The organism is Exiguobacterium sp. KKBO11 (genome assembly GCF_001644945.1).
Lineage (GTDB): Bacteria > Bacillota > Bacilli > Exiguobacteriales > Exiguobacteriaceae > Exiguobacterium_A > Exiguobacterium_A abrahamii.
Genome location: NZ_LUCU01000022.1, coordinates 1 through 24,936 on the forward strand (window position 1 = coordinate 1; position 24,936 = coordinate 24,936).

32 protein-coding genes and 1 pseudogene are annotated in these 24,936 nt (G+C 47.5%); 14 read left to right on the plus strand and 19 right to left on the minus strand.

Going from position 1 to position 24,936, the window contains the following annotated elements:
- A pseudogene (locus AYO36_RS06945) lies at positions 1-397 on the minus strand (RNA-guided endonuclease TnpB family protein); the annotation flags it as partial.
- A gap of 183 nt (positions 398-580) precedes the next feature.
- Between AYO36_RS06945 and AYO36_RS06950 the strand changes: the two are divergent.
- Positions 581-862 carry a hypothetical protein gene (locus tag AYO36_RS06950; RefSeq protein WP_064299930.1) on the plus strand — a complete coding sequence of 94 codons (282 nt, stop codon included), beginning with the start codon at positions 581-583 and terminating at the stop codon, positions 860-862.
- Positions 863-918: 56 nt separating this feature from the next.
- Here the strand turns inward: AYO36_RS06950 and AYO36_RS06955 are convergent, their stop codons facing one another.
- Complete coding sequence (locus AYO36_RS06955) at positions 919-1,101, minus strand: hypothetical protein (RefSeq protein WP_064299931.1); 183 nt, start codon at positions 1,099-1,101, stop codon at positions 919-921.
- Positions 1,102-1,230: 129 nt separating this feature from the next.
- Positions 1,231-1,866 carry an NAD(P)-dependent oxidoreductase gene (locus tag AYO36_RS06960; protein ID WP_064299932.1) on the minus strand — a complete coding sequence of 212 codons (636 nt, stop codon included), beginning with the start codon at positions 1,864-1,866 and terminating at the stop codon, positions 1,231-1,233.
- A gap of 163 nt (positions 1,867-2,029) precedes the next feature.
- Here AYO36_RS06960 and AYO36_RS06965 point away from each other — a divergent pair, with 163 nt between their 5' ends.
- Positions 2,030-2,461, plus strand: coding sequence for an Rrf2 family transcriptional regulator (locus tag AYO36_RS06965; protein WP_058265849.1), 432 nt, complete (start codon positions 2,030-2,032; stop codon positions 2,459-2,461).
- A 17-nt stretch (positions 2,462-2,478) separates the two neighbouring features.
- Here AYO36_RS06965 and AYO36_RS16755 read toward each other — a convergent pair whose 3' ends face one another.
- The 3 genes from AYO36_RS16755 to arr all read right to left on the minus strand — a co-directional run bounded on the left by AYO36_RS16755 (position 2,479) and on the right by arr (position 3,697).
- Positions 2,479-2,655, minus strand: coding sequence for a hypothetical protein (locus AYO36_RS16755; RefSeq protein ID WP_156501836.1), 177 nt, complete (start codon positions 2,653-2,655; stop codon positions 2,479-2,481).
- Between the two features lie 104 nt (positions 2,656-2,759).
- Complete coding sequence (locus AYO36_RS06970) at positions 2,760-3,275, minus strand: hypothetical protein (RefSeq protein ID WP_064299933.1); 516 nt, start codon at positions 3,273-3,275, stop codon at positions 2,760-2,762.
- 20 nt (positions 3,276-3,295) lie between these two features.
- Positions 3,296-3,697, minus strand: coding sequence for an NAD(+)--rifampin ADP-ribosyltransferase (gene arr, locus AYO36_RS06975; RefSeq protein WP_064299934.1), 402 nt, complete (start codon positions 3,695-3,697; stop codon positions 3,296-3,298).
- A gap of 199 nt (positions 3,698-3,896) precedes the next feature.
- Here arr and AYO36_RS06980 point away from each other — a divergent pair, with 199 nt between their 5' ends.
- The 3 genes from AYO36_RS06980 to AYO36_RS06990 all read left to right on the plus strand — a co-directional run bounded on the left by AYO36_RS06980 (position 3,897) and on the right by AYO36_RS06990 (position 5,442).
- Positions 3,897-4,427 carry a hypothetical protein gene (locus AYO36_RS06980; RefSeq protein ID WP_064299935.1) on the plus strand — a complete coding sequence of 177 codons (531 nt, stop codon included), beginning with the start codon at positions 3,897-3,899 and terminating at the stop codon, positions 4,425-4,427.
- A 153-nt stretch (positions 4,428-4,580) separates the two neighbouring features.
- Entirely contained in the window at positions 4,581-5,000 is a 420-nt protein-coding gene (locus AYO36_RS06985; RefSeq protein WP_029341581.1) for a MarR family winged helix-turn-helix transcriptional regulator, read from the plus strand.
- A gap of 19 nt (positions 5,001-5,019) precedes the next feature.
- Positions 5,020-5,442, plus strand: coding sequence for a MarR family winged helix-turn-helix transcriptional regulator (locus tag AYO36_RS06990; protein ID WP_023468160.1), 423 nt, complete (start codon positions 5,020-5,022; stop codon positions 5,440-5,442).
- A gap of 68 nt (positions 5,443-5,510) precedes the next feature.
- Here AYO36_RS06990 and AYO36_RS06995 read toward each other — a convergent pair whose 3' ends face one another.
- The 4 genes from AYO36_RS06995 to AYO36_RS07010 all read right to left on the minus strand — a co-directional run bounded on the left by AYO36_RS06995 (position 5,511) and on the right by AYO36_RS07010 (position 8,887).
- On the minus strand, positions 5,511-6,041 hold the full coding sequence (locus tag AYO36_RS06995; RefSeq protein ID WP_064299936.1) for a hypothetical protein: 531 nt from the start codon (positions 6,039-6,041) through the stop codon (positions 5,511-5,513).
- A 262-nt stretch (positions 6,042-6,303) separates the two neighbouring features.
- Positions 6,304-7,095, minus strand: a complete 792-nt coding sequence (locus AYO36_RS07000) for an ABC transporter permease (RefSeq protein WP_064299937.1) — start codon at positions 7,093-7,095, stop codon at positions 6,304-6,306.
- Positions 7,092-7,886, minus strand: a complete 795-nt coding sequence (locus AYO36_RS07005; protein ID WP_193748180.1) for an ABC transporter permease — start codon at positions 7,884-7,886, stop codon at positions 7,092-7,094. Before AYO36_RS07005 ends, AYO36_RS07000 begins: the two co-directional genes overlap by 4 nt.
- Positions 7,883-8,887 carry an ABC transporter ATP-binding protein gene (locus tag AYO36_RS07010; protein WP_064299938.1) on the minus strand — a complete coding sequence of 335 codons (1,005 nt, stop codon included), beginning with the start codon at positions 8,885-8,887 and terminating at the stop codon, positions 7,883-7,885. Before AYO36_RS07010 ends, AYO36_RS07005 begins: the two co-directional genes overlap by 4 nt.
- A gap of 141 nt (positions 8,888-9,028) precedes the next feature.
- On the opposite strand from AYO36_RS07010, the gene AYO36_RS07015 reads away from it, so the two are divergent.
- From AYO36_RS07015 to AYO36_RS07025, 3 genes are all read left to right on the plus strand, one after another.
- On the plus strand, positions 9,029-9,412 hold the full coding sequence (locus AYO36_RS07015) for a hypothetical protein (RefSeq protein ID WP_064299939.1): 384 nt from the start codon (positions 9,029-9,031) through the stop codon (positions 9,410-9,412).
- 155 nt (positions 9,413-9,567) lie between these two features.
- Entirely contained in the window at positions 9,568-10,653 is a 1,086-nt protein-coding gene (locus AYO36_RS07020) for a diguanylate cyclase (RefSeq protein WP_064299940.1), read from the plus strand.
- A 64-nt stretch (positions 10,654-10,717) separates the two neighbouring features.
- Positions 10,718-11,329 carry a YdeI/OmpD-associated family protein gene (locus tag AYO36_RS07025; protein ID WP_064299941.1) on the plus strand — a complete coding sequence of 204 codons (612 nt, stop codon included), beginning with the start codon at positions 10,718-10,720 and terminating at the stop codon, positions 11,327-11,329.
- Here the strand turns inward: AYO36_RS07025 and AYO36_RS07030 are convergent.
- Both AYO36_RS07030 and AYO36_RS07035 read right to left on the minus strand, forming a co-directional pair.
- Entirely contained in the window at positions 11,318-12,208 is an 891-nt protein-coding gene (locus AYO36_RS07030; RefSeq protein WP_064299942.1) for an ABC transporter ATP-binding protein, read from the minus strand. The genes AYO36_RS07025 and AYO36_RS07030 overlap by 12 nt on opposite strands.
- A gap of 1 nt (position 12,209) precedes the next feature.
- Positions 12,210-12,893 carry an ABC transporter permease gene (locus AYO36_RS07035; protein ID WP_064299943.1) on the minus strand — a complete coding sequence of 228 codons (684 nt, stop codon included), beginning with the start codon at positions 12,891-12,893 and terminating at the stop codon, positions 12,210-12,212.
- A 242-nt stretch (positions 12,894-13,135) separates the two neighbouring features.
- Between AYO36_RS07035 and AYO36_RS07040 the strand changes: the two genes are divergently transcribed.
- The 4 genes from AYO36_RS07040 to AYO36_RS07055 all read left to right on the plus strand — a co-directional run bounded on the left by AYO36_RS07040 (position 13,136) and on the right by AYO36_RS07055 (position 15,594).
- Complete coding sequence (locus AYO36_RS07040; protein WP_064299944.1) at positions 13,136-13,996, plus strand: alpha/beta fold hydrolase; 861 nt, start codon at positions 13,136-13,138, stop codon at positions 13,994-13,996.
- A 43-nt stretch (positions 13,997-14,039) separates the two neighbouring features.
- A complete protein-coding gene (locus tag AYO36_RS07045; RefSeq protein ID WP_064299945.1) occupies positions 14,040-14,426 on the plus strand; it encodes a hypothetical protein in 387 nt (128 codons plus the stop codon).
- A gap of 163 nt (positions 14,427-14,589) precedes the next feature.
- Positions 14,590-15,252 (plus strand): type 1 glutamine amidotransferase domain-containing protein, encoded by a 663-nt coding sequence (locus AYO36_RS07050; protein WP_064299946.1) that lies wholly within the window; start codon positions 14,590-14,592, stop codon positions 15,250-15,252.
- 54 nt (positions 15,253-15,306) lie between these two features.
- Complete coding sequence (locus AYO36_RS07055) at positions 15,307-15,594, plus strand: putative quinol monooxygenase (RefSeq protein WP_064299947.1); 288 nt, start codon at positions 15,307-15,309, stop codon at positions 15,592-15,594.
- 70 nt (positions 15,595-15,664) lie between these two features.
- On the opposite strand, the gene AYO36_RS07060 is transcribed toward AYO36_RS07055, so the two are convergent.
- From AYO36_RS07060 to AYO36_RS07075, 4 genes are all read right to left on the minus strand, one after another.
- Positions 15,665-16,519, minus strand: a complete 855-nt coding sequence (locus tag AYO36_RS07060) for a LysR family transcriptional regulator (protein ID WP_064299948.1) — start codon at positions 16,517-16,519, stop codon at positions 15,665-15,667.
- Between the two features lie 89 nt (positions 16,520-16,608).
- Entirely contained in the window at positions 16,609-17,841 is a 1,233-nt protein-coding gene (locus tag AYO36_RS07065; protein WP_064299949.1) for a chloride channel protein, read from the minus strand.
- Positions 17,838-18,188, minus strand: a complete 351-nt coding sequence (locus AYO36_RS07070) for a potassium channel family protein (RefSeq protein ID WP_050677800.1) — start codon at positions 18,186-18,188, stop codon at positions 17,838-17,840. Before AYO36_RS07070 ends, AYO36_RS07065 begins: the two co-directional genes overlap by 4 nt.
- 24 nt (positions 18,189-18,212) lie before the next feature.
- Entirely contained in the window at positions 18,213-19,190 is a 978-nt protein-coding gene (locus AYO36_RS07075) for a DUF389 domain-containing protein (RefSeq protein ID WP_064299950.1), read from the minus strand.
- Between the two features lie 140 nt (positions 19,191-19,330).
- Between AYO36_RS07075 and AYO36_RS07080 the strand changes: the two genes are divergently transcribed.
- Positions 19,331-19,825: a hypothetical protein gene (locus AYO36_RS07080; protein WP_064299951.1), complete on the plus strand. Its 495-nt coding sequence runs from the start codon at positions 19,331-19,333 to the stop codon at positions 19,823-19,825.
- A 64-nt stretch (positions 19,826-19,889) separates the two neighbouring features.
- Here the strand turns inward: AYO36_RS07080 and AYO36_RS07085 are convergent, their stop codons facing one another.
- On the minus strand, positions 19,890-20,921 hold the full coding sequence (locus tag AYO36_RS07085; RefSeq protein ID WP_064299952.1) for a zinc-binding dehydrogenase: 1,032 nt from the start codon (positions 20,919-20,921) through the stop codon (positions 19,890-19,892).
- A gap of 169 nt (positions 20,922-21,090) precedes the next feature.
- Between AYO36_RS07085 and AYO36_RS07090 the strand changes: the two genes are divergently transcribed.
- A complete protein-coding gene (locus AYO36_RS07090) occupies positions 21,091-22,161 on the plus strand; it encodes a peptidyl-alpha-hydroxyglycine alpha-amidating lyase family protein (RefSeq protein WP_064299953.1) in 1,071 nt (356 codons plus the stop codon).
- Between the two features lie 67 nt (positions 22,162-22,228).
- On the opposite strand, the gene AYO36_RS07095 is transcribed toward AYO36_RS07090, so the two are convergent.
- Both AYO36_RS07095 and AYO36_RS07100 read right to left on the minus strand, forming a co-directional pair.
- Positions 22,229-23,839 carry an ABC transporter permease gene (locus tag AYO36_RS07095; protein ID WP_064299954.1) on the minus strand — a complete coding sequence of 537 codons (1,611 nt, stop codon included), beginning with the start codon at positions 23,837-23,839 and terminating at the stop codon, positions 22,229-22,231.
- A gap of 47 nt (positions 23,840-23,886) precedes the next feature.
- Positions 23,887-24,771, minus strand: a complete 885-nt coding sequence (locus tag AYO36_RS07100; protein WP_064299955.1) for an ABC transporter ATP-binding protein — start codon at positions 24,769-24,771, stop codon at positions 23,887-23,889.
- Between the last annotated feature and the right edge of the window lie 165 nt (positions 24,772-24,936).

A 24,936-nucleotide genomic window follows, 5' to 3' on the forward strand; every position in this document is an offset into this window, starting at 1 on the left:
TATTCCGATTGTCCTTGTCAACCATGGCAGCACGGAATCGCATCTTCACGGACTTCCCGTCCATCCAAACGGGGAAGGAGATGCTCTCGAAGTCGAAGGAATAGTTCTGATTGTTCCAGACGCAGACTGGCTTTTTGAGGACAGGGATGCGTTTGAAATCCTCTTTCCTCGCCTTCTTGTAGATGCCGACGGCATCTCCTGCGAGTTGGTTCTTCACGGCGCTCGGAAGGGGAGTGTCGATGTCCTTGCTCGACCACCTCTTCCCGTCCTCGGAGGCGACCATGTTCGCCACGACTCGGTTGGCGGTCTGGATATAGGTCTTGCCCATCATTTTTAGGATGGCATCCTGACGACGCGTGGCATAGATTCGAACTTCTACCGTGACGACTTGACTCATCTTTGACACCTCCTTCATCCTAATAATCAACTCCATTATAGATTTACTATAAATGCATTTCATCAGGAAGAACAGTCGGGGACATGCGGTGTCTGAAGACACCCCGTCCCCGAACTCGCTATCATCCCACCCCTAAAGGAGTGGGCTTTCTCGCTCGTATATTCTGTAAAGGAGACATGCCGCATGTTTCGTCAAAAATCACTTTTGTACTTACTCATTTTTTTGTCCTTCGGTTTCGCTTTTGACACGATCACTGGATCGTCTCTCATTCCGTTCGTTGAACCCCTTCATGAATTGATCGTCTCACTTGCGTTGACGATCACGACCGCCTGTTTGACACTGTTCTTTCTGTTCTACCACGGTGTTCGTCCGCATCTTGAATTACTGATCGTCCTCCCCTTTTTGATTTTGACGTGCGGCATTACGTTCTTGTTCGTCTTCTTGAACGCAATGACTGTCATTTAACGTCACTAAAAGCCCGTCTTCTTCAAGAAGACGGGCTTTGATCGGCAATATGTAGATCACGGTTTGGCGTGAAGTTCTATCAACGGATCGCTTTCACTCGGCCAATTGATTTGTCCCTCGTAATGATCCTCGATCGTCGCGACCGGTTTCGAACGTTCGAACCGAGACGGTTGCGTCGACGTCGTACAGACGATCAAGACAGCTAACAGACTGATGATACTAAACATTCGTCGCATCATGATTTGAGCTCCTTTAGTCGTTTCTATTCTCATATTAAACAAACCATGCTATTATGCCATCCGTCCTCCGCCGTATCTCTCACTCCGCCCATTAAAAAAAGACCGACTACATGAGTCGGTCTTACACCATCACCCTTGTTCGCCAACGACCGAGAATCGTTCGTTGAGATGTTGCGCGTTTTCTAGCTCATCCACTACAGCGATGGCGTAATCCGCGTAACTGATGTAGCTTTCCCCTTTTGCGTTTAGAATCATCTGCTCACCGCCGACTGTATACGTTCCTGTACGTTGACCACTCGGATCAAAGAATCCAGCGGGGCTGAGATACGTCCATGTCACGTCTTGTTGCCCTTGCAGTTCAATCAAGTTTTTTCCCATGTTCGAGGCTGTCGGATAATACGCTTCCGGGAAATCCGGTGTTTCCATGACACGTACTGTATGCTCGGCATCAACGAATAGGCTTCCCGCACCACCGACAACGAATAGTCTTGTCTTACTTCCTGCTAACACGTTGATCAAATGACGCCCGACTTCGATATGTTTCGTTTCCTCACCCGGTGCTGCATTGAACGCATTGACGATGGCGTCAAATCCGTTTAAGTCGTCTTTCGTCAGCGCGAGCACATCGCGCTCGAGAATCATGACGTCTGCGGTCACTTTTGCTGCGTTACGGACGATTGCTGTGACGTCATGTCCGCGTGTGATTGCTTCTTGTAAAATCAATTGTCCTGCTTTTCCTGTTGCGCCGATGATTCCGATGTTCATGATGATTCCTCCTTTTGATATGTAACTACTTTGATTACATGTAACCAATATAGTTACAATTACTTTGTTTGTCAACAGTGTTGTTCCTATTCCCCGTTTCTTGCCAAATGAACAATACGACGTATAATGAGAGAACAATGTTTTTAAGAAGGAGGATCATCCGTTGGCCATCAGTACACGTTTTTCCGTCGGCATCCATATTCTCTCGTTGATCGCGACCGACGAGAAGATGACATCCGACTTGATTGCTGGCAGCGTCAATACGAATCCGGTCGTCATCCGTAAAATCATGAGCATGCTTAAAAAAGCCGATCTGATCGAGGTCCGTCCGGGTGTCGCCGGTGCTCGACTCGCCCGCCCGTTGTCTAAGATTACGCTGCTTGACGTCTATCACGCCGTTGCTGTCGTACCGGACAAGGAATTGTTCGGCGTCCATGCCGCACCGAACCCAGACTGCCCAGTCGGACGAAACATCCAATCGACGGTCACACCCATCTTCGAGCTCGCACAATCCGCGCTTGAGAAGGTACTCGCTCACGTCACATTAGATGATATCGTCAGTGAAATCGAACAAAAAGAAGCATCGTCCTCGTAAGGGCGATGCTTCTTGCTTTAGAAAAACCATTGATATAGTAGATATCCTCCACCGAGGACGACAAGCACCGCGAGCATCTCCAGACCACGCATCCCGTCGTTTTGCCCACGTGGTACGGCACTACCGAGACCTTGATCGACACCATCTCGGAGATGATCGAGTGGTTGTTTCTTTTCTTGTTTGAAGCGAGACATATAAACGCCCCCTTTTTACATATTGTACCATTCTATCTTCACCTTGCAGTACATTCTGACAAAAAAATACGTGGTAGTGCTTATCTTACATTCAATTAGTTTCTCTATTCATTTCGAAGCAATTTCATGAATCCCATCTTTTCAACGATCAAAACATCCTGCTCGAAGCGTTTGATAGAATGTTTTGATGCTTGTTCGTCAATCAAATTCGGATGACCAAAGCATACATTTAGTATCGAATTAAGTTTCTCTGCCTCACCGCCGATAAAATAGTGAGACATATAGGTGTCGTCTTCTGAGGCAATGACGACGAATGTCGCCATATCAAGCACTCCTTCGACGCTTTCTGCTGTCATGAGTTTGTCTTTCACAGATGCATTCTGAAAGTCATACGATTCGATGGAGGCAATCCTACCTTGCAACAGATCAAGAATTGATTTCCGGTAGACACAATAGACGCCAACGATCGTTTCAATGGGTGGAACGAACGGATCTTCGAGGATCGTGATCAAACGCTCGTCGTCTTGATTCAAGCGGATGGCGTGCAAGTGATTGACTAATAATTGATCAATGACGTTCACATTCGTCGGTTGGATCGATTTAAAAGCATGTACAGGCAAGCTTTTCTCCCCCCGCTCTTTTAGTCAATGATCATATCCTTCCCTTCTGCGCGTAACCGCTGCAAGGATGCTTTCATCGTCTCAATCTCTTCATCTGTATGCCGCTCCCACGTTCCGAGTTCAGCAATGATCTTCACGGGTTCAGTCGAACGATACGACCGAGTCGGATTGCCTGGGAACCGTTTGTTCGTCAAGTTCGGATCATCCTCATACGCTCCTAGTGGCTCGACGAGGTAGATATGCTCCGGAGCGTCAGATTGTGCGAGCTCCGCGCCCCACTTCGCTGCATCAAGTGTTGCTGTGAAATAGACGTGCTGGAGCGGTCGTTCACGAAAATTCGACGCGTGCCCTGGTTTCAATTCGTCACCGATTCGCAACGTGGCTTTCGTGCCATGGAAAAACGGACCTTCGACTGGTTTCATACGCTCCCCTCCTGACTGGATACACTTAGTATAGACAGTCGATTGATTCAGGTGTAGTCTGTTTCAAAACGAAATTTCACGGTATACTTATAGCAAAGGAAGATCATTTGTCGTCAGATTGTAACTCGTTTTTTGTCTAGCCATCAGGCATGATGGGAATAGTCATTTTACATACCCTATAGGAGGTCATCCGTTCAACGTGAAGTTCTTTAAAGCTTTAGCGAAAACCGAAGAGGCTGTCTGGATTCCAGAAGCCGAGTGGCAAACCGTTTGTGAGCAAGAAGGACTGACCGTGCCGCATCATCCACAAGAACAATTTGTTGGTCTCGCGTACAACAATCAGCGGCAAGTCGTCGAAGTCACGCGCAACATGCGCCCCCCAGCGCTCAGTTATTACGTTACGATTCTTGAACCACCTAATAGTCGATCTCTCATCTCAAAACGTTCGTTCTTAACCGTGCTTCATGAACGAACGGAGCGCACGTCCCTCACCGAATACGGTACATTCTGTTTACTTGAGATCAACGTTCGTGAAGAAGGGCTCGGCGAGCGTGGTCTGTTACTTGAGTCGTTGATTCATGATATTGAAAAAAAGTACACTCATTACGCGATTCGTGGTGATTATGCGACGATCACCTTACAAGGACGCGTCTCAGATCAATGTTTTACGAAATATGGATTCCAGTTAACGGATTCCTATCTCACGCTTTCGAATGGGATTCCTTCCTGAACCGACCTGACTTGTTCAGGTCTTTTTTATACAGTTCCTAGGCAATGATGGGAAGTGATGGGTTTGCGTTCAAACTAGTAGCACTACATATTTTTAATATGGTATGGTAAAAGTAATTCATCAGCAGTACATTCTACATTTAAGAGGTTCCCCATGACAACAATGACAGAGACATATCCCATGACATGCTGGCATACGATTTCGACGTATCATAATCAACAAATCAAGCGCGTCAATGCTTTCTTGAAACAATGGGATCTCTCCCATACGAATCTTGAAGTATTGCGTTGCCTACAAACGACCTCATGCACGAGCCAGAAGGAAATCGCGGAACGGATCCAAGTGACCGATGGCACGATTTCACACGGAATCAAACGTTTATTTGATCGGCAACTCATCACCCGCAAGCGCAAATGGAAGACGAACTATCTGCTATTGACGGAAAAAGGAACAGCTATTCTGCAAGAAGTGTTGCCCGCTTACGAACGTTTTCAACAAGAACAATTCGCCGCTTTGACGGCTCGACAACAGGAAGAATTAATCCGTTTCTTCGATAAGCTCAACCCTGCATGACAGAAGAGGAGGAAAAATCATGACCTTCACATTCGAATCTTCAATGCAACACTGGAACGCCATTCAGCGGATCCATTCTCGTTATTCGAAAGAAGTCAACGATGTATTGAAACCAAAAGGACTCTCGAAGTCCCAATTTGATTTATTGATGACCCTGTATCATCAAGAGAGTGCGACGCAAAAATCACTTGAACGCACGCTTGAACTCTCAAGCGGTGCCATTTCGCAAACGGTCAAGAAGTTGCTGGCGGAACACCTCGTCATCCGAAAACGAATCAACCGGGAAAAACGGATTCTCTTGACGGAAGATGGTGCAGCGCTGATTCAAACATCAGCTCCTGAGATCGAAGAGATTGATGATCGCTATTTCCGTGCCTTTACATCAAAGGACCACGAGACGTTCGATCAATTGCTCCATAAGATGCAAAGCGATCATTTTTAAATGCGCGTAATCGTTATAACAAAAGAGTCCTTCTCTCTTCTGAAAGCACAGTAGAGAGAAGGACTCTTTCATTGTTCAAATGGGAACGTATTCCTTTTATCTGAATCCGACAATAACGATTTATTTCGAGTCCACCATGCAATCAAGCTTGCCACTAATAAGATGCTTGCCCAGTAAATCAAGAAAGTATTGCTGTTAAAGAACTGACTGTTCATATAGGGCGAAGGTACCGACGTAATACTTGTTAAGTAACTCTCATCGATCGTTCCATTCTCCGCCCTAACTTGTTGTTTAACGAAAACTTGATACTGGCTGAATTGCTCGACTTGATAGAAGATGCCACACACAAGATAGATCATCGTACAGATCGATAAACCGATTAGGGATAAAAAACGTAACCGCGCTGCTCTCATCCATTGCACCACGAGACTGATGCCAAATGGAAAAATCAATAGGAGTAGCAGGAGCGGTATAAGCCCTAGATTACCATTGCCGCTGCTTGATTGCGGATACACTTGCGTCGAGCGACCCAAGGATACGAGAAGTCCACTAAAGATGCTCAATGCCACTACCAATCGGTCAACTCTTACGACTCTCATCTCACTACACTCCTCCTTTGAATAATGTTTATATTCCTTCCGTCTTCCCTCTTCATTATACAAAATCAAGACACTTAAAATTTCCTTTTTCAGGAATCAAGGGAACGGATTATTTTTCTTAACCTGATTTTTAACCATCATCCATTGCTGTACACAGTTGACATCGCTGATCTTTCAACTATGCAAAATCTTTACGAACGAGCTGATAAAAACATCCAAAAAGAACCTTGAAGCGTCGCAACACTTCAAGGTTCTTCTTATTTCATGATCCCGTACTCGCAAATGCCTTCAGTCCGAACAACCAGAAACGATAAGCGATCAAACAGGCGATGATCGCGACAAGTGGTGTCGCAATCGCCATCACTCCATAGCCTTTTCCATCAAAGAAATACATCGCCGGATAAAAGGCAGTAAATCCGAACGGGATGATGTAGGTCAAGACGAACATCAACACCTTCGAGTAGATCGTCATCGGATAACGAGCGAAATCACTCAGACTGAAGACCGCTGAGACGACCGGTAAACTGTCGACCATCCAGAACGAGAACGTCGCAAAAAACAGGTTGATCGCGATATAGAGCAATCCGCTTGAAAGAACAAGTACGATCAGCATCAAGACATCACCGAAGCTCCAGATCATATCGAGATGATCCGAGGCGATGTACAGTACGCCACCGCCAATCAACAGTTGACCGAACCCGTCTTGCTGAACGCGCTCGGCGACGATTTGAAACAGTGGATTGACCGGGCGCATCAACAACCGATCCAGATTCCCGGTCCGGATGTACTGCCAGCCGATCGTCCACAAGTTATCAAAGAAGATATGGTGTAAGGCTCGTCCTAAAAAGGCAATCCCGTAAATGAATAGGATCTCGTAAAAGTCCCAACCGTTTAGCGTCTCGATATGCTGAAAGACGACCGACAGGAAAAAGAGTGAGGCGAACTGTTGACCGAAGACCGACAAGACACCAATCAGGAAATCGATCCGATATTCCATCATGACCTTAAAATGACTTTTGGCATACAACCAGTAGAGTTTTATGTATCGTTTCATCCGCCGAACACCGTCACTTTCCGGATTGCAAGCGCAAACGTGATCCGCAAGATGACAAAGAACCCAATCAACCAACCGATTTGAATCAGTAACGCCTGCAGGATGCCGCTTGCACCAATTTCTCCCGTATAGATCGCAACCGGGACGTAGACGAGTGAAGCAAACGGTAAGTACAGACTGATCGTCTGAAACCAGTCCGGGAACAGCGTCAACGGGACGATTGCACCGGACATGATCGTGATGACGGCGTCTTGTAAGACGGATAGTCCCCAAATGTTGACGGTATAGAAGGCAAAGATGCCGACGAGCAGATCAATCAATGTCGCGAGCAACACGGCACAAATCACGCTACCGACGAAGGCAATGCCAGCTAGCCATGACTGTGGTCGATCCACGCCGATGAACAAGATCGAGACGAGGACGAGTGGTAGGATCGAGCGGAACAAGACCGAGACTTTTGAGCCGATGTCTTGGGCGAGTAACTTATCGAGCAAGTGATACGGACGGAGTAACTCGATTGCGATCGCCCCTTGTTTGATCATCCGGGCGAGATCGCGTCCGGCACCCCCGCGGAACTGATCGATCATCGTCGCAAGCACCGCATACGTCAGCATCGTTGACAGCGAGATACCGGAAACATCGGTCTTATTGGCATACACGGCTTGCCAGAAGAAATAGAGGATGAACAGACGCATCGTCACACTAAACATGCTTGCCCAGTACCAGGCTGTGTAGGCGAGATCAACTTTGATTTGGGACCGCATCAACGCGGTATATTTACGGATTCTCATGCACTGATCCCCGCTTGGTAGAGCTTGCGGATTAACGTCTCCATCTTCGGTACGGACACGGAGACGTCCCGAACGGCGTACAGCGAAACGATTTCCTTGATGACTTGACCGCTCGACAGTTCTCGGTCGTCGAAGGCGAGCTCATACGTTAGTTCATCCGTCTCAAACATGATCACACGATTGATCAACACTGTCGGTAAAGCGAACGGCACCGGTTCTTCGAGCGTGATTCGAAGTGTCCGCTCGTGACTGAAGGATGCCTTTAACTGATCGATCGTATCGTCATAGATGATTTTACCGTCGTCGAGGACGATCACACGGTCACAAACTTCCTCGATGTCCTGCATGCCGTGCGTCGTCAAGATGACGGTCGTTCCCCAGCGATCACTCATCTCGCGGATGAAGTGACGGATCGTCTCCTTGATCTCGATATCAAGCCCGATCGTTGGTTCGTCGAGATAGACGACTTTTGGTCGATGCAGGAAGGCTGCGGCTAGTTCACAGCGCATCTTTTGTCCGAGCGACAGTTGTCGGACCGGTACGTCTAGAAGCGGTGCGAGATCAAGTTTCTCCCGAAACCACGCGAGTGTCTCGGCAAACTCGGACGTCGGTACTTGATAGATTTCCTTCAACAGCTCAAACGATTCTTGGACCGGAATGTCCCAGAACAGTTGCGTCCGCTGACCGAAGACGGCTCCGATTTGTGACGCGTTCTTGACGCGGTCGGCGTGTGGATCAAGTCCGAATACCCGGACGTTCCCCGCGTCCGGACGCAAGACACCAGCGAGCATCTTGATCGTCGTTGATTTCCCGGCACCGTTGAAACCGATATAGCCGACCCGTTCTCCTGGCGCGATCGTCAAATCAATCGCTTTGACCGCCTCTTTCGTCCGGTACGTTCGGTGAAATAACGCTTTGATCGCTCTACGTAGTCCCAGTTCCCGTTGTAGGATTTGATAGTGTTTCGTCAGTCCCGTTGCTTTAACGGCATATGGTTGCATGTATTCTCCCCCTTTTGTGCAAACGCTTTCCGAAAACGTAGTATACCAGAAAAATCCAAGATTCTTCCATCTCTTTTGAAAATTTTTCTCGATATTCTGACGCTGTCGCGTAATAATAGAGGAAAAAGGAGTGGTCTGACCATGCTATTACGCCATATGACACATCGGCATCACATGAAATCAATCGTGACACGCGGTGGATTGTCACCGACATTCCAAATCGATGCACCAACAGGCTGGATCGCCTTTGAAGTCGATCCTCCAAGCGCAGCGTATCAAACGCACTTTCATCAATTAAAAAATGATTGGCAGGATGGAGATGTCGTTACGCTCGAATTCGACGGGGAGCGGATGCAAGCGGCAGGCTTCGAGATATTGCAATCAACAGAAGACGTCCGCAGTCACCAGGCAGAGAGATTAGGCGTATCCATCGAGGAAATTGGCTCGTATGCATTCATTCGCAATTTCGTCTCACTTGATTATCTCGTCGAGTCTTCACGTGAGAAAATCTCAGAGTATTATTGATTTAGTTGAAGAAATCTAATCTTTTTTAAAATATACGGAAATCAAGATATTTTCATACATCTTTAGGGTATCGTTGGCTATATAGAATAAATATTCATTGAATGAAACATTTTTTTGTAGTTATTTTTCAGAACTCATTTGAGAGGAACACGAATATGTGGAATACGCTGAACCATCTTATCCTCAACGTCGCTCTGACCTTTTTCTTCGTGCTCATCTCCCTGTTCTTTTTTAAACGATTTCAGTTTCGAAACACGTTCGACAGCTGGCTGAAGAAAAATCTGTTAGTACTGACTCTTGCGACAGGTGCCGGCTACTGGGTCATCCATAACGCCATCACCTATGAGGGATTCCGTTTCGATTTGTCGATTACCTTGATCGTCATCGCTTTCATTTATGGAGGCATCAGTAGCGGCTTCATCACGACCCTCGTCTTCGCTTCCCTTCAAACGTTCGTTTTTGATTCCGCTCATGCCTATTGGCTGATCGGTACGTATCTGATCGTCAGCATCGTTGTCTTGTACTTACAAAATGAAGCACCGGATCGATTCATCTCGTTTCCGGTCATCTTCACGATTGCACTCATTCTCTGTTTACCATACGTTCAACATGTTCAACCGAATGACATGACCGCGATGACGATCTTTCTCGTCGGGAATGGCTGTGCCGGTCTCCTGTTGCACAGCATCTTGCATCAAGTCCGCTGGCACTTTAATCAAGTCCGGATGCATCGGCGTCTCGCCTTGACGGATACGTTGACAGGGCTTGATAATCGACGTCGCCTAGAAGAGACCGTCCAACGTTACAAATCACAACAGACGGATTTTTCAATCATGATCATCGATGTCGATCATTTCAAACAGGTCAATGATACTTACGGTCATGACCGCGGCGATCATATCTTGCGGCAAATCAGCTCTTTGCTTACATCGTATTGTCCCCCAACTTGTGTGCTCGGTCGATTCGGTGGCGAAGAGTTCATGATGCTTTTGCCGGAGCATTCGTTGCAGGAGACGCGTCGACTCGCAGAACAAATCTGTGAAGCCTGCGCCAAACGGACGTATGAGTTATCAGCGACGGAACCGCTGCAAGTGACGTTATCGATTGGTGTATCTCGTCAAACTCATCAACCGTCTGAGACGCATAATTTTCTGCAGACGATCCAGCAGGCAGACGCTGCCCTCTATCAAGCGAAAAAGAGTGGTCGGAATTGTGTCTTTCATCATGATCCGTTGCGTTAATGAAAAAAAGTGCCCCCTCGCGTGACGTGAAGGGGGCACTGCTATCTGAAATGGAGGAACGAACATGGAAATTACGAATGTCTTACGCTTTACCGATCGCGATGGCTTTCGACAGTGGCTGAAGAACCACGCGGATCACGCGTCCTTCTGTTGGGTGATTCTCAGTCGAAAACAAATCGGGGACGGGTTACTTTATCTCGATGCCGTCGAAGAGGCACTTTGCTTCGGCTGGATTGATGGAATTGCAAAGAAGACCGAAGACGGTGAACTGGCGCAACGCTTCACCCCGCGTCGAAAGAACAGTAACTGGACCGAACTGAACAAGGAACGGGTCCGTCGCTTGGAACGCCTCGGCTTGATGCAACCGTCCGGACGACAGGTTCTACCAGACATGCGTGCTGATGCATTCGTCATCGATGACGCCATCCAGGCGCGAATACAAGAAGACCCGATCGTCTATGAACAGTTTAATGACTTCCCGGAGCTCTATCGACGGATCCGGATTGATACGATTCAAAGTGTACGCAAGAATCCCGTTCTCTATGAAAAACGCCTGCAAACGTTGATTGAAAAAACGAAACGGAATCAGATGTACGGTCAGTGGAATGACTGGGGTCGTCTTTTACTCGAAGATGTTCCGGAGACGGAATTAGAGGCTAGTCGGTCAGACCGCTAAGAAAATCTCTTCTAACGATTGACGTTCGATCTGCACCTCGTAGACTTTGACGTCTTGTTCCGCAAGCATGACGAGTAACTCTGGAATATCCTCTTCCGTCGATAAATCAAGCCGTGTACAATCATCAGCTTGCGACAAAAGCCGAGCGTATGCTGGCAGATGCGATGGCGCTAATCGCGGAACAGTCCGAATACGGATTTGAATCTCCTGCCTCATTGCTTCTTGTAAGGACGCGACGGTTCCATAGCGGACGATTCTTCCCTCCGTCATGATGGCGACACGGTCACACATCTTTTCGATCTCATTCAAGTTATGCGAGGTTAAGAAAATCGTTTTTCCGTCCGCTTTTAATGCAAGCAACAATCGCTGGATCTCGATCGCCGATTCTGGATCAAGACCGGACGTCGGTTCATCTAAAAAGAGTAATTCCGGATTTCCGGTGAGCGCTTGTGCGATACTGATCTTTTTCTTCATCCCGAACGAGAAGCTCCCGATTTTTTGTCGCTCCGTCCCGCTTAATCCGACTTGTTCAAGCAATCTTCTAACTTCTTGCTTCGTGATGCGAACTCCTGATAATCCTGCCATATAGTTAAGAAACGCACGTGCCGTCATATCATGATACAGATTTGATGTATCCGGCATGACCCCGATCCGTTGTTTGATGGCATCCAGTTGATCAGCGGGTTCACCGAGAAGTGCGACAGTTCCGCCTGTCGCTTGTGTGATTCCGGTCACAATCTGAATGAACGTCGATTTCCCAGCACCATTACGACCTAAAAAACCAAAGATTTCTCCTCGTTCGACCGTCAAATTCACCTCTCGTAAGACTTCCTTCGCACCGAACGATTTCTTCAACCCTTTTACTTCAATCGCTTTCATGTTACAAATCCTTTCGCTTTAACGTGAGATAGGAGACAGTCAAAAACAACCCACTCCATAAAACAGGTAACAGTAATAACGTTCCAGACATGATGACAGCGTGGTACGGCAAGATGTATTGAAACGGTATTAGATACCATTTATCCGAGAATGCTGACCAGAGACCGATGATCGGTACGACGATCCCGAGAAAAATACCGAGAAACACTGTCAAACCAGGCTTCGCAATCATCGTAGATAAAAAGATGTTGAAACTGGTGAGATATAGGATGACGATCAGAATCGTCAGATAATCCATCCAGAACCATTGCTGCGCGTAGAGCGAGACAATCAGAAAATTGATCGTAAGCGTCGCGCACCAGAACAACAATGATCCGAGAAACTTCTCCAAAACGATTCGCAGACGCGACGTCTTCGTGACCAGTAAACGAATCGTCCGCGTCTCGATTTCACGATTGATGATGTCGTGTGATAACGCAGCCACGAACAGAAAACCGAAGAACAGGATGAAGAACTTAATGCTTGAAGTATAGGCAGACGGTTGATTAACGCCTGCAAGCAGTTCCGGATGCCTCGTCAAATACGATGCTGTGAAGACGGACGTGATCGTCAGAAAAAGAATCAATAGAATCGCTTTGATGCTTTTGAAGCTGCTCGTGAATTCTTGTTTTACGATTGGAAACATGACGGACTCCTTTGAACTTATTTTGATTAACGCAAGCGTTCTTTTACTTTCGTGACAAGGACACCGAGTCCATATAAGGTAACGGCTGTTAAGAGCATCGTGATGATGGTTTCCATGTGAATTCTCCTCTATGTAAATGACGTATTATCTTACTCTACGCTACTCCTTAAAGAAAGTTTCCTTATTTTTCAATTCCCAACATTCTCCTCATGGTACAGTAAAAAGAAAAAAGGAGACGGCAAATGAAACGTTATACGATCACCTGTCAGCATCAATCCGTTCATATTACGGAATGGGGAAACGAACAGCTTCCGACGATCGTCTGTCTGCACGGACTCGGCAGTACGAGTCTCAGCTTCATCGAAATCGCTGAAGCGCTCGCGGACGAATTCCGTCTGATTGCGATTGATTTACCCGGTCACGGCAAAACACCAGCTTTCTCAGATCCCCTACACTATCGCATGAAACCCTTTACGGGCTGGATCGACGAAGTCTTACACATCCTTGATATCAAGCGGTGCTATGCCTTGTCGCACTCGTGGGGCAGTGTACTCTCGCTCTATTATTTGATTGAACATGCGGATCGTGTGCTCGGCACGATTTTAATTGACGGCGGCTATCACAGTAAACGACTTTACGGTCGTTCTGTAGAGGAAGAAGTCGCCTTTTATGAACAAGATTTCGAGGATTCCGTTTCAACATGGGACGAATTTTTGGATGTTGCCGTCTATGCTCCGGATGCACGTCGCTCGCCCTCCCTCGATCTAGCTGGTGCCGATCTTCTTCGGATGGAGCAAGGACGATACCACTGGCATGCGCGAGGAGAGACGGCTGCTGCGATCGTACGCGCGCTTCACTACGAGGATGTTCTTGATTTCCTCCCGGACGTTCCACCAGTGGACATTCAGTTGTACGTCGCTACGTTACCGACAGATCAAGCATCGATCCGTCAGCAGGCGACGAACCGATTACATGAGATGACGCAAGCGACGGTCCATTTCGTCCCCGAGACAGGACATCTATTACACTGGGATCGTCCTGACGTCATCATCGAAGCGATTCGTCACTACTGGACGTCCGGAAAAAGATTGTCTTCCATTTGAAAAATGGTTTATTATGGAATCAGAGTAAAAAGGAGGGATTCATATGCTAAAACGGTTAACGTTCGTTTGTGTAACCTTATGCGTCGCGATCGTCGCCGTGCTCGTCGCAGCACGCCATTCAACAGGCAATGCCATTTCGTTTGAGGAGCCGTTATCGGTCTACATCGCGATTGGACTAATTGTCGTCTTATTCCTACCACCACTCATCCTATCGTTTTTCGAACACCCTGTACTGAAGATCGTCAATGTCATTTATCAATCACTGATCGTTTTTAGCTTCGTCGGACTAATTCCGGTCGGCTTCTTGATTCCGAACGGTTCCTCGACGATCATCGTCGCCGTCCTCGGAACAGTCGCGAGTCTTGCCAGTGTCATCGTGACGGTACGAAGTCACTCGATGTTAGCTAACTATTCTTCTGACGTACGTTAATCTATCTTTCAAACTGCTTCCGCCATCATGGTAGGAAGCAGTTTTTATTTTTATGTATAAATTTATTTATCGATAAGCTCATTTTTATTAATTTGTTTTTCGTTAGAGTTGGGCGTATTCTAATCACGTAGCCAATCGGCAAACGAAAAAGGAGGAACATATCATGAGTAAACACATCTTAATGGTCGTCACGAACGCAAAAGAAATGAAGGAAGGTCACGCGACAGGACTTTGGTTGTCGGAGTTCGCGGAAGCATACATTGAGTTCAAGAACGCGGGATACACTGTCACGGTTGCAAGTCCGAACGGCGGCGAATCACCAATCGACGCACGGAGCCTTGAAGACGAAGTTCCAGCTGAGATCCAAGCGACAGCTCCACTCTTGAAAGAGACACTTGATTTAAAAGCAATCCAGGACTTCTCAACATTTGATGCAATCTTCATGCCAGGTGGACACGGTACGATGTTCGACTTGCCACAAAGTGATGCCTTGAACAACGCCCTTCGGACATTGTTTGAAGCGAACAAGACGGTCGCTGCGGTCTGCCACGGACCAGCTGGACTCGTCAGTGCGACACTCTCAGACGGAACACCACTCGTCGCTGGAAAGACGATCGCAACGTTCACGGATGAAGAAGAACGCGCAACAGGTCTTGACGTCTACATGCCATTCTTGCTCGAGACACGCCTTCGTGAACTCGGTGCGAACATCATCAAGGCTGACAACTTCACGGAAAACGTCCAAGTCGACGGAAACCTCGTCACGGGTCAAAATCCACAGTCCACGATTGCGGTCGCGAAAGCCGTCATTAATACACTCAACTAATCGAAACAAGAGATCCTTTGGATGAAGGATCTCTTTTCATAGGAGGTCTTTTAGATGATTCAACTGATTGCCCGGATCGAAGCGCATCCGAATCAAGGCGAACAGCTCGCTTCTATCATCGAAGGTGTGATCGCCCCTTCGCGTGCCGAGGCAGGGTGCCTGACGTATCAGACACATCGCGCTATCGATGATCCGAACGTCTTTTACTTTTATGAACAATGGCGTGATCAAGACGCTTTCGATCAGCATGTCGCCTCACCACACTATCAAGCCTATCGAGCAGACAGTGCCAATCTCGTCGTTGATCGATACTTGACGTTCTTAGATGACGTATCAAAGTAATATGTAATTCATACAAAAAAAGTCCAATCCTCTCAGCATTTGCTTGTGGATTGGACTTTTTTCATACAATTCAACCTAACGCCTTAATCACCTGTTGCAAAACCGGATCGTGGCGCGAGTCCGTTCGATAGGCGACGTATAACTGATTCGTCGCGAATCGTTCCGGCGCAATCCGTTGTACTCGTCCAGCACTGACCGCTTCCTCGACGAGATAATCGGGCAAGACGCTGATCCCGTGTCCTGCTTCGATCGCTTTTAGTATCGCATCTACGTTCGGTAAGATCATTTCAGGACGGATCCCAGGTCGTTCTCCGAACTGCGTCTGATAGTACCGACGAATGATCGGTAACTCAAGTCCGTAGCTAATCCATCGCTGTCGGTCCATCCATTCCTTTAGATCCGCTTCCGGAACTTCGTAGCCGATCGGGGCGATCAAATGAAAGCGTTCGTCAGCAATCGGGACGTATTGGACGCCCGGTTCATCGATCCGCTTCGTTGAGATGATGAAGTCGAGCTCATTCGCAAGCAAGCGTTGCAACAAGGGAACCGTCAAATCAAAGACTACCGTGAACTGTGCGACGTCGAGCGGTAGCTTCGGTACGATCCCATGCGTGACGAATTCCGTCGGTCCCCCGAACTTCAAGACCGGACGAGGTTGTTCCCCTGCTTCGTACTTCATCTCAAGCGATAACTCCTCGAGCCGATCAATCAATCCGACGACTTGTGTATAGAGAGCTGTTCCCGCGTCCGTCGGAATCATTTGCCGTGGCGCACGGATGAACAAGGATGTCTCTAGTTCTGCTTCCAGTGCCGCGATATGCTGGCTGACCGCCGGTTGCGTCAAAAAGCGAATTCGGGCTGCCGCTGAGACGGAACGTTGTTGGTAAACGTGAATGAAACTCCGATACCATTCAAAATCAATCATGTGTGTTCTCCTTTTACTAGGTCTTCCTGAAAAGTATAGATTCATTTAATCCATAAGACAAATAACGAATAATTTAGTAAGTCATAAATTTATTTATCGGATAATGAAAGATGGTTTCCGTAGTATTTCATGAATTGTTGAACGCCAAGACAGACAAGTAGGATCAACGGAAAGAATTGCAACGGGAATAGAAAGAGGAGAAGCGTAGCGGTCACGAGTGGCTGACGCAAGACGACAGCACAACTTGCCGTGACGACAAGTGTTACGATCAATCCAGGCATGAACGGACTTAATTGGCTGAGACAGAATGCCAGGACTGTACTCGAAAAAATCAACGGAAATATCTTTCCACCTTTCCAGCCGCAGGAAAAACAAAGATGCGTCAATCCCACCTTTCCGATCGCAAGCAACAATAAGGCGCCGATTGACCAGGAGGCTCCTTCCTTCGTAAAGTCTAGGATTTCATGTTCACCAGAAAACAGTAAGTAAGGTGTGAGCATGGATGCAAGACCAATCGCGATTCCCGCAATGAGTGCGAGAAGGATTGGATTGCCGACGCGAGAGACCATCCAGTTCGTCACCCGCTCCATCCATAAGAAGAAGAGTCCGAACGCGATACCGAGGAGAATCGCCGGAAGGATGAACCACATGACAGTCGCATTCCACGTAATCGGTGGTATCTTGATTGCGAACAAGCGGTCATGGGGTACGAGGTGCATGATGAAACGAAAACAGGTAATTGCGACGAGCGTACAAATGCCGTAATAAAAGATGCGTTGTATCTTTTGCCAGCGTGACGTTGCTCGTTGCATCGGTTCCTCCTCGATCGCTTCAGAGACACTGACGAACGGGGCATGAAATATCGTCGCTAGCATCGCAGCGTATCCCGTCTGCAAGAAACTTTGCCGTTCCGGCTCCGTCAACCGTAACCGGTCACCGATCCACGTCACCATTCCCCCTAAGATGCTGATCAGTGCAGCTTCCGGTCCTAAACTCGCTCCACACGTCAGCACGATCCATGCGGCAACGGCGTTTTTCCAGAGAGCACCGTGATAAGGTATACGACCTTCTTGCTTGAAGTTAGCAAGCGTCTCATGCATCGTCTTCGGGTAATCACCTACCGACTTTTGAATCAGACCCACACCGATACCACCGAGTAGACCGACGCCAAGTCCATAGAAAGATACATCGAGTACAGACGGTAACCTTTCCCACACAAAATGAATTGATGCGTTCACACCACTTAAAAACAAGGCAGCCGTCAATCCGACGATTGCTCCGAGGATCAGACAATGCAAGAAGTGCGTCAGATGTGGTTTCATTTCTGCTCCTCCTTCTTCTTCTTGTCCCGGTGATATTGTTTTAGGGCCATATTGAAGTTCACGATGACGGCACTGAGAACACCGACGCCAAGCATGACATACACGATCGAAAACAATTTACCGAACGCCGTCTGAGGGACGAGATCCCCGTATCCGACCGTCGCGAGCGTCATAACGGAGAAATAGAAGGCATCCAGAATACTGAACTGTTCGACATTGTGATAGAAGACCGTCCCAATCAAGAAAAGTGCCCCGACCATGATCATCAATGCCTTTTGTTCTTCTTGCTTGAATAAGATACGGATGACATGAAAAAAATTTCGGATCAAGATAAAGAACGCCAGCATGCTCTTTCCTCCTCAGTTCCGTCATCACTGCATACGTTCATTAAACAATTTCTCTAGTTGGTCAGGATCAAGTTGATTCAAATCAGGGATCTGGATCAAGGTCAGTTTGACACGTGATAGTCCATAGTCGTCTAGCGACTGTTCCAGCCGTTCCCGTTCACGTGCATCATACCGTTTGCCTAACGTCGTCACCGTCAATTGCTGGCGTTTCTCGTCATAGCTATGCTGAACGACGAACGTCTCTTGAAACGTCTCCTCGACATAACGGTCAAGATTCGTCTCAAACAAACTGTCCTGACTAAGCAGATAGGCTGTATAGACACTTGGTATACTGATGAGACAGGCTAGCGCGATCAAGGAACGATTGATTCGTTTTGATGCCTGGATCCGTAAACTCTGATCCGTCCGTAAGAGCCATTTGACACCGAGGAACGTCGCGATCAAAATGAAACTACAGTTGATCAGGAACAGATAACTAGCACCAAGCGCGTAGGTCATGTTCTGATTCGCAATGGCGTACCCGACCGTACAGACTGGTGGCATCAAGGCGGTGGCAATCGCGACACCGGGAACGATATTATTCGCCCCTTTCTTGCGTAAACCAATCCATCCCGCGACTCCCCCAGCAAAGGCGATCAGTACGTCCCAAATCGTCGGGAACGTCCGCGCAATCAGTTCATCACTCGCTGCCGTCAAAGGCGAAAAATAGAAATAGACGGTCGATGTCACGATGCTGATCGTCAACTGGACGAGCAACAGCCGAAGTGCTTTCTTGAACAGAGGTATATCCGAGATCCCTAACGCCATACCGAGACCGAGAATCGGATTAATCAGCGGCGAAATCAACATCGCTCCGATGATGACAGCGGTCGAATTCAAGTTCAATCCGATCGAGGCGATGAAAATCGCACACATCAAGATGACAGCATTGCTCGATCGAATCGTCAGCTCCTTGTCGATTTTATTTCTCGTCTCTTGCAGATCATAGACCGATGCTTCCATGAAGGCTCCACCTTTCCACCGTCGATTAATACGAGTCGCACCATTCAAGTCATTGGTTTTTCTTTACCCAATTTTTAGTGTATTCGCCTTACTTCCCTTATGAAAATAAAAAAATCCCTTTAACGAAAGGTACATTGCTCATGAAAAAATTCCGCGGCAAACGCCGTTATTTTAAAAATCTCGAGCTTGAATTCAACAGTTTTTCTTCTCCAGCCTATATTGATTCAGACGTTTGGTTTAACGACTGGCACGAGCACCCTGACTTTTATGGACATGGCAACGCGAGTCTGCGCATTCGTAAAGCACATCTTCGGATCGCGTTGAGCGCTATGCAGGACATGCAACAAAAACTAGCGGAAAAACAGATTGAACATCAGCTTTACATAACGATTGTCCTCGAGGATGCTTCACAAGACGCACTACATGTCCACACGACGAATCCGGACGGAACCCCATTCCCACTCGCGCGGATTCAGTCGTTCCCTCTCGCTTCACACGTTCCGACCTGGGTAACGGAACTCTTTCCGGGCAACCGGTATACGATTCATGAATCACAGGAGGAATTCATCGATTATATGGAAGAGGAGCCTGTCAGCTCGACCGTCACGTTTTTTTACATCTTGCCAAATCGTTAACGATACGAAAACGAGCTATCCTTTCCATCACAGGAAGAGGATAGCTCGTTTTGTTCGGTTTCTCTTATGGTAGCAAGACGACCTTGCCGAATTTACCTGCTTGTTTGAAGTACGCTTGGGCTTCTCGCGCTTCAGCGAGCGGGAACGTCCGGTCGATGACGGGCTGAATCGTCTGCGTCCGAACGGCCTCCAGTAATTTCTCATAATCATGGCGATTGCCAAGGACAGATCCTTGTAGACGGATATGTTTCAAGTAAAGCGTCCGAAAATCGAGCGACGTCACCTGTCCCCCGGACGATCCGGAAATACAGTACGTTCCGCCGCGCTTCAGCAGATCCAGTCCTTGTTTAAACACCGCATCGCCGACGACGTCGAGAATCGCATCGACCGGACCGACTTCTTGCATGACCTGCTGATCCCAGTTCTGCTCACGGTAGGAAACGACCAAGTCCGCCCCGAGTTCGTGCAATTGATCCGTCAGCTTCAAGTCACCGACGAGTGCGACGACACGGGCTCCGAAGACACGTTTCGCAATCTGGACGTTGAGTGAGCCGACACCACCACTGGCACCTGTTACGAGAACCGTCTGTCCTTTTTGTAAATCCAATTGTTCGACCATGTGCCACGCCGTCAATCCACTGACCGAGAAGACCGCACTGTCCGTATAGGAGGCAAGGGGCATGTCGTAACAAAGTTCGAGCGGCCAGCAGACATATTCTGCGTATCCGCCGTCATACTCGGAACCGATGAACGATAAGTCCTCGGCACTCTGTTCATCAGCGATTTCTCCACTCGCCGTGAACGGGAACAAGACGACGTCGCGTCCGATTTCCGTCTCGGCGACACCGTCTCCGACCGCGACGATCCGTCCGCTGATGTCTGAACCGGGAATCCGGGGAAACTGCACCCCTTCTGCTTTCCAGCCCGATTCACTCTCTGCACCATAGGCGCCTTCCCGCATCCAAATTTCTGTATTGTTCAAGGCACAAGCTTTGATTTCAATCAGTACCTCTCCTTGTTTCGGTTGTGGTGTCTCTTGATCGATATAAGCGAGCTGCTCAAGCCCACCATGCCCCGTTACGGTGACTGCCTTCATGTTTTTGCCTCACTTTCTTTCTTCCATATGATATCTCTCTTCTTTACCCCTTCATCCTGATTTTAATATCCTGCTTCCGTAACCCGCTGTCTCCTCCTATAGAACGATTCGTCCTCGTTTAATATCTAGATATAATATGGATACGAATTCACGTCTGGAGGAACGATTTATGAAAAAACGACTGATCTTTATAGGGACATTAGCAACCATCACGGTACTGGGTATTTCCTGGTCGAGAGGTGGCGCAGATCCTGTCATGAAAGACAACTATCCATCCATCCCAAAAGATACGACGTATCGCGGACAGGTCGCTTGGCCACTAGAAACGCGCGATCGTTCGATTGCCGGGGAAGCGAGCGGCGTCGCTGTTGCTCCGAACGGTGACGTCTACTATTTACACCGAGGTAGTAATTCATACGGGGATGACACCTACATCACAGAACCGACATTGATCGTGCTCGACGGAAAGACGTTGCAGGTGAAGAAGCGGTTAGGCGCAGGACTATTCAAGTCACCGCACGGTCTCGAAGTCGATGACCAAAACAATATCTGGATTACCGACATCAGTCTGAACCAAGTCTTCAAGCTCGACCCGTCCGGTAAAGTCTTGCAAACGTTCGGAAACGCATATGGTCCGTTCACGGAAGTCGGTCTGCGCATCCGAAACGTCTTGCCAAGCATCCCGCTACAGCTGGATGAGAAAACGTTCGCTCGCCCGACAGACGTCACCGTTTTCAAGGACGGCTCGTTCGCCGTATCTGACGGCTACCGGAATAGTCGCATCGTCATGTTTGATCCAAAAGGAACAGTCAAATGGGAAGTCAATGAACTCGGCAAACAAGACGGACAGTTCAATCTGCCGCATGGGATCAGTAGCGACGATGAGATGAATCTCTATGTGGCGGACCGGGACAACGCCCGGGTCCAAATCTTTAATCGAAACGGCAAACACATCGATACGTGGTCGTCAAAAGAACTCGGTCGACCGTACGGGATCGAAGTCGGTGCGAACGGTAAAGTCTACGTCGCTGATGGCGGAAACTATTTAAATGGACAAAAAAAGAACGCGCAGAGTCAAATCGTCATTTTGAACAAAAAAGGAAGGATTGAGAAACGATTCGGTGCATGGGGCAAAGAAGCGGGACAACTCCGGATTGCGCACGACATCGCGGTCGGTTCGGATGGAACGATTTATGTCGCGGAACTAATGAATGAGCGACTTCAGGTGTTTTCCAAGTGATGAAATATACCTCGCCTTAATACGTCAGCAGCCTGTCTCGTTATTAAATCGAGACAGGCTGCTTCATTTAAGATCCTTCCTGAAAATCACGACGTGCATATCCGACTTGACCGATGACAACAAGTAGACATGCTACTACGAGCAGGACACCGAACAGTAGTCCATCGAAGTCTTCCGTCGGTACTTGCGGAATCAATCCTTGGATCGCCGTATACTCCACCCATTTTGGTAAGTCGATGATTCCACCGAAATACCCAATAAAGAAGGAATAGGTCACGTATACATAGGTTAACTTGCTCCACGTTGGTCGCCACCCGATGAATAGAGCAGCCAATCCAAGAAACAGGAGAACTGATGGCAGATAGTTGATTCCGGCAATGAAAAAGTCAGTGAATGTCATGGTCGCGTCCGGTCCCATTACTGAAATGGCAGTAAAACCTAGACTACTGATGACGATGAACATCGAGATGAGAGATGACGCGACAGCTAAACCAATCGTATTCCAGTACAGTTGCTGTCGTGAGACTTTCGTCGCGAACAACGGGCTCAAGCGCCGACGGTCCTCTTCGGTGTATAACCGGTTCATGAGCGTAATCGGTAAAATCGCAACGAGGACCATCATGATCATCATGATCGTGCCGGTAAAGGATTCTTCAATCGTAACACCTGAAACCGTGAACATCTGCTGGATGGTTGCATTGCTGTCAATGAATGTCTGCATGTCTCCATAAATCGAACCATAGGCAAGAGCCATGATTAGAAAAGCGACCATCCATACGATGATGCTTCCGCGACTAATCCGAATCAACAGACCACGGATCGATAACAAGGATCGATTGGCTGTAGCACGTCCCTCTTTTTCAGGCAGATACCCAGCGCCCATGTCCCGATGATTTTCAAGAACTAGAGCCACGGTCATCAAAATGAGGCTCACTCCGATCGCCATTACGAGAAACAGCCAATTGTTCTCCGTGAATGGATAGGTCAAATACGTCCATCCCAGCGGATTGAGCACTGATAGTTGGTCATTCGATACATCCGTACCGGCGCGTCCTAAATAAAGAAGACCAATCCATCCCATCACACCTGCCGTCGCACTAGAAGACGACGGCATGATTTGAGCAATCAGTAAGGCAAACGTTGCACCTAAGATCCCTGCAGCCCCAACCGAAAGACCGAATAGAGCTGCACCCGCATTTGAAAACGTCTCGACTTGAAAAGCAATCAACGCACCGCTGATCAGTATCGAAATACTAAGATTGATTAAAATCACTTCAATTAGAATAGCGAGTGAATTGGCTTGTCGTCCGATTTGAAAAGAACGCATCAACTCCGTCAGCCCTAAATCTTCTTCCTTCCGTGTGTGTTGAATGACATGGAGTGACGATAAGACCATCGACAATAATGCACAGAAGATGAGCATTTGATGTGAGAACATCGCGCCTAACGTATAGTCCGCTATTGAGACAGGCGTCGTACCGATCATCGAGATCATCGCTGGATTTTTCAAGGTTTCATATAATCCACGCAGACTATCCCCTTTCGCCATCTCTTCGAATGAAGGAATAAAGCCGACCGTAAATAAGGTCACACCGAACGTCCATATTATGATTTTTTTGCTATCCCGTCTGAGATACTGAGACAACAGGATCTGCCAACAGGTAAATTGAAATCGCATTCGTCTTCCTCCTCTTTATCATGTGCAGCACGTAGTATATACCGTCGTCATTTTTCGTAATGGCGCATGAACAGATCCTCTAGTGATGGAGGCACTGCTTCTAAATGAACTACTTCCAGTTTTATCGCCTCTGTAAGAACCGCATTCATGCGAGAAGAATCCATTGAAAATACTGCCTGATTTATATTGCGCTGCGTGAAGTCATGAACACCGTCCAAGTTTTTAATCAATGAAAGATCCTGTTTCGTCTCTAACGTGATGACCGATCGTGTCAAATGTCTCAGTTCTTGTAACGTTCCCGTCTCAACGATTTCGCCTTTTCGAATGATGACGACACGATCCGCTAGTCGTTCGACTTCGCTGAGAATGTGCGATGACAATAAAATCGATTTTCCAGCTTGTTTGATTTTTTCTACCTCTTCTTGAAAAACAGATTCCATCAACGGATCAAGACCGGATGTTGGTTCATCGAAGATGTAGAGATCGGAATCGACTGCTAACGCGGCAATCAGACCGACTTTTTGCCGATTTCCTTTCGAATAACTTTTCGCCTTCTTTTTTGGATCAAGTTCAAAGCGATCGATTAGAGCATCACGCTTCGTTTGGTCTCCACCACCGTGTAACTTCATGAATAGATCAATGATTTCTCCACCCGTCAGATTCCCCCATAATGCGACGTCCCCTGGCACATATGAGATTCTTTTATGGATTTCAACACTATCGCGCCAGACATCCTTCCCGAAGATTTCCGCCTTTCCCGCATCTCGTTTGATGATCCCGAGCAACGTCCGAATTGTCGTTGATTTCCCTGCACCGTTCGGACCGATGAAGCCAATCACTTCACCTCGTTGAACCGAGAACGTGACGTCGGATAAAGCTTGAAATTTCGAGAATTTCTTTTTAACTCCTTTTAGTTCAATAATCGGATTCATGTTTCTTCATTCCTCTCTTCATCTCTAAATTCAGACTTAAAACAAACTAAATCAACAAGTGTAGTTTTAAACTAAAACAATCAGTTTAAATAAAATACTAATTAATCTATTTTAGTTCATTTTATATTTTTTATTTTTATTTGTAAAGATAATAATGTACTAAAA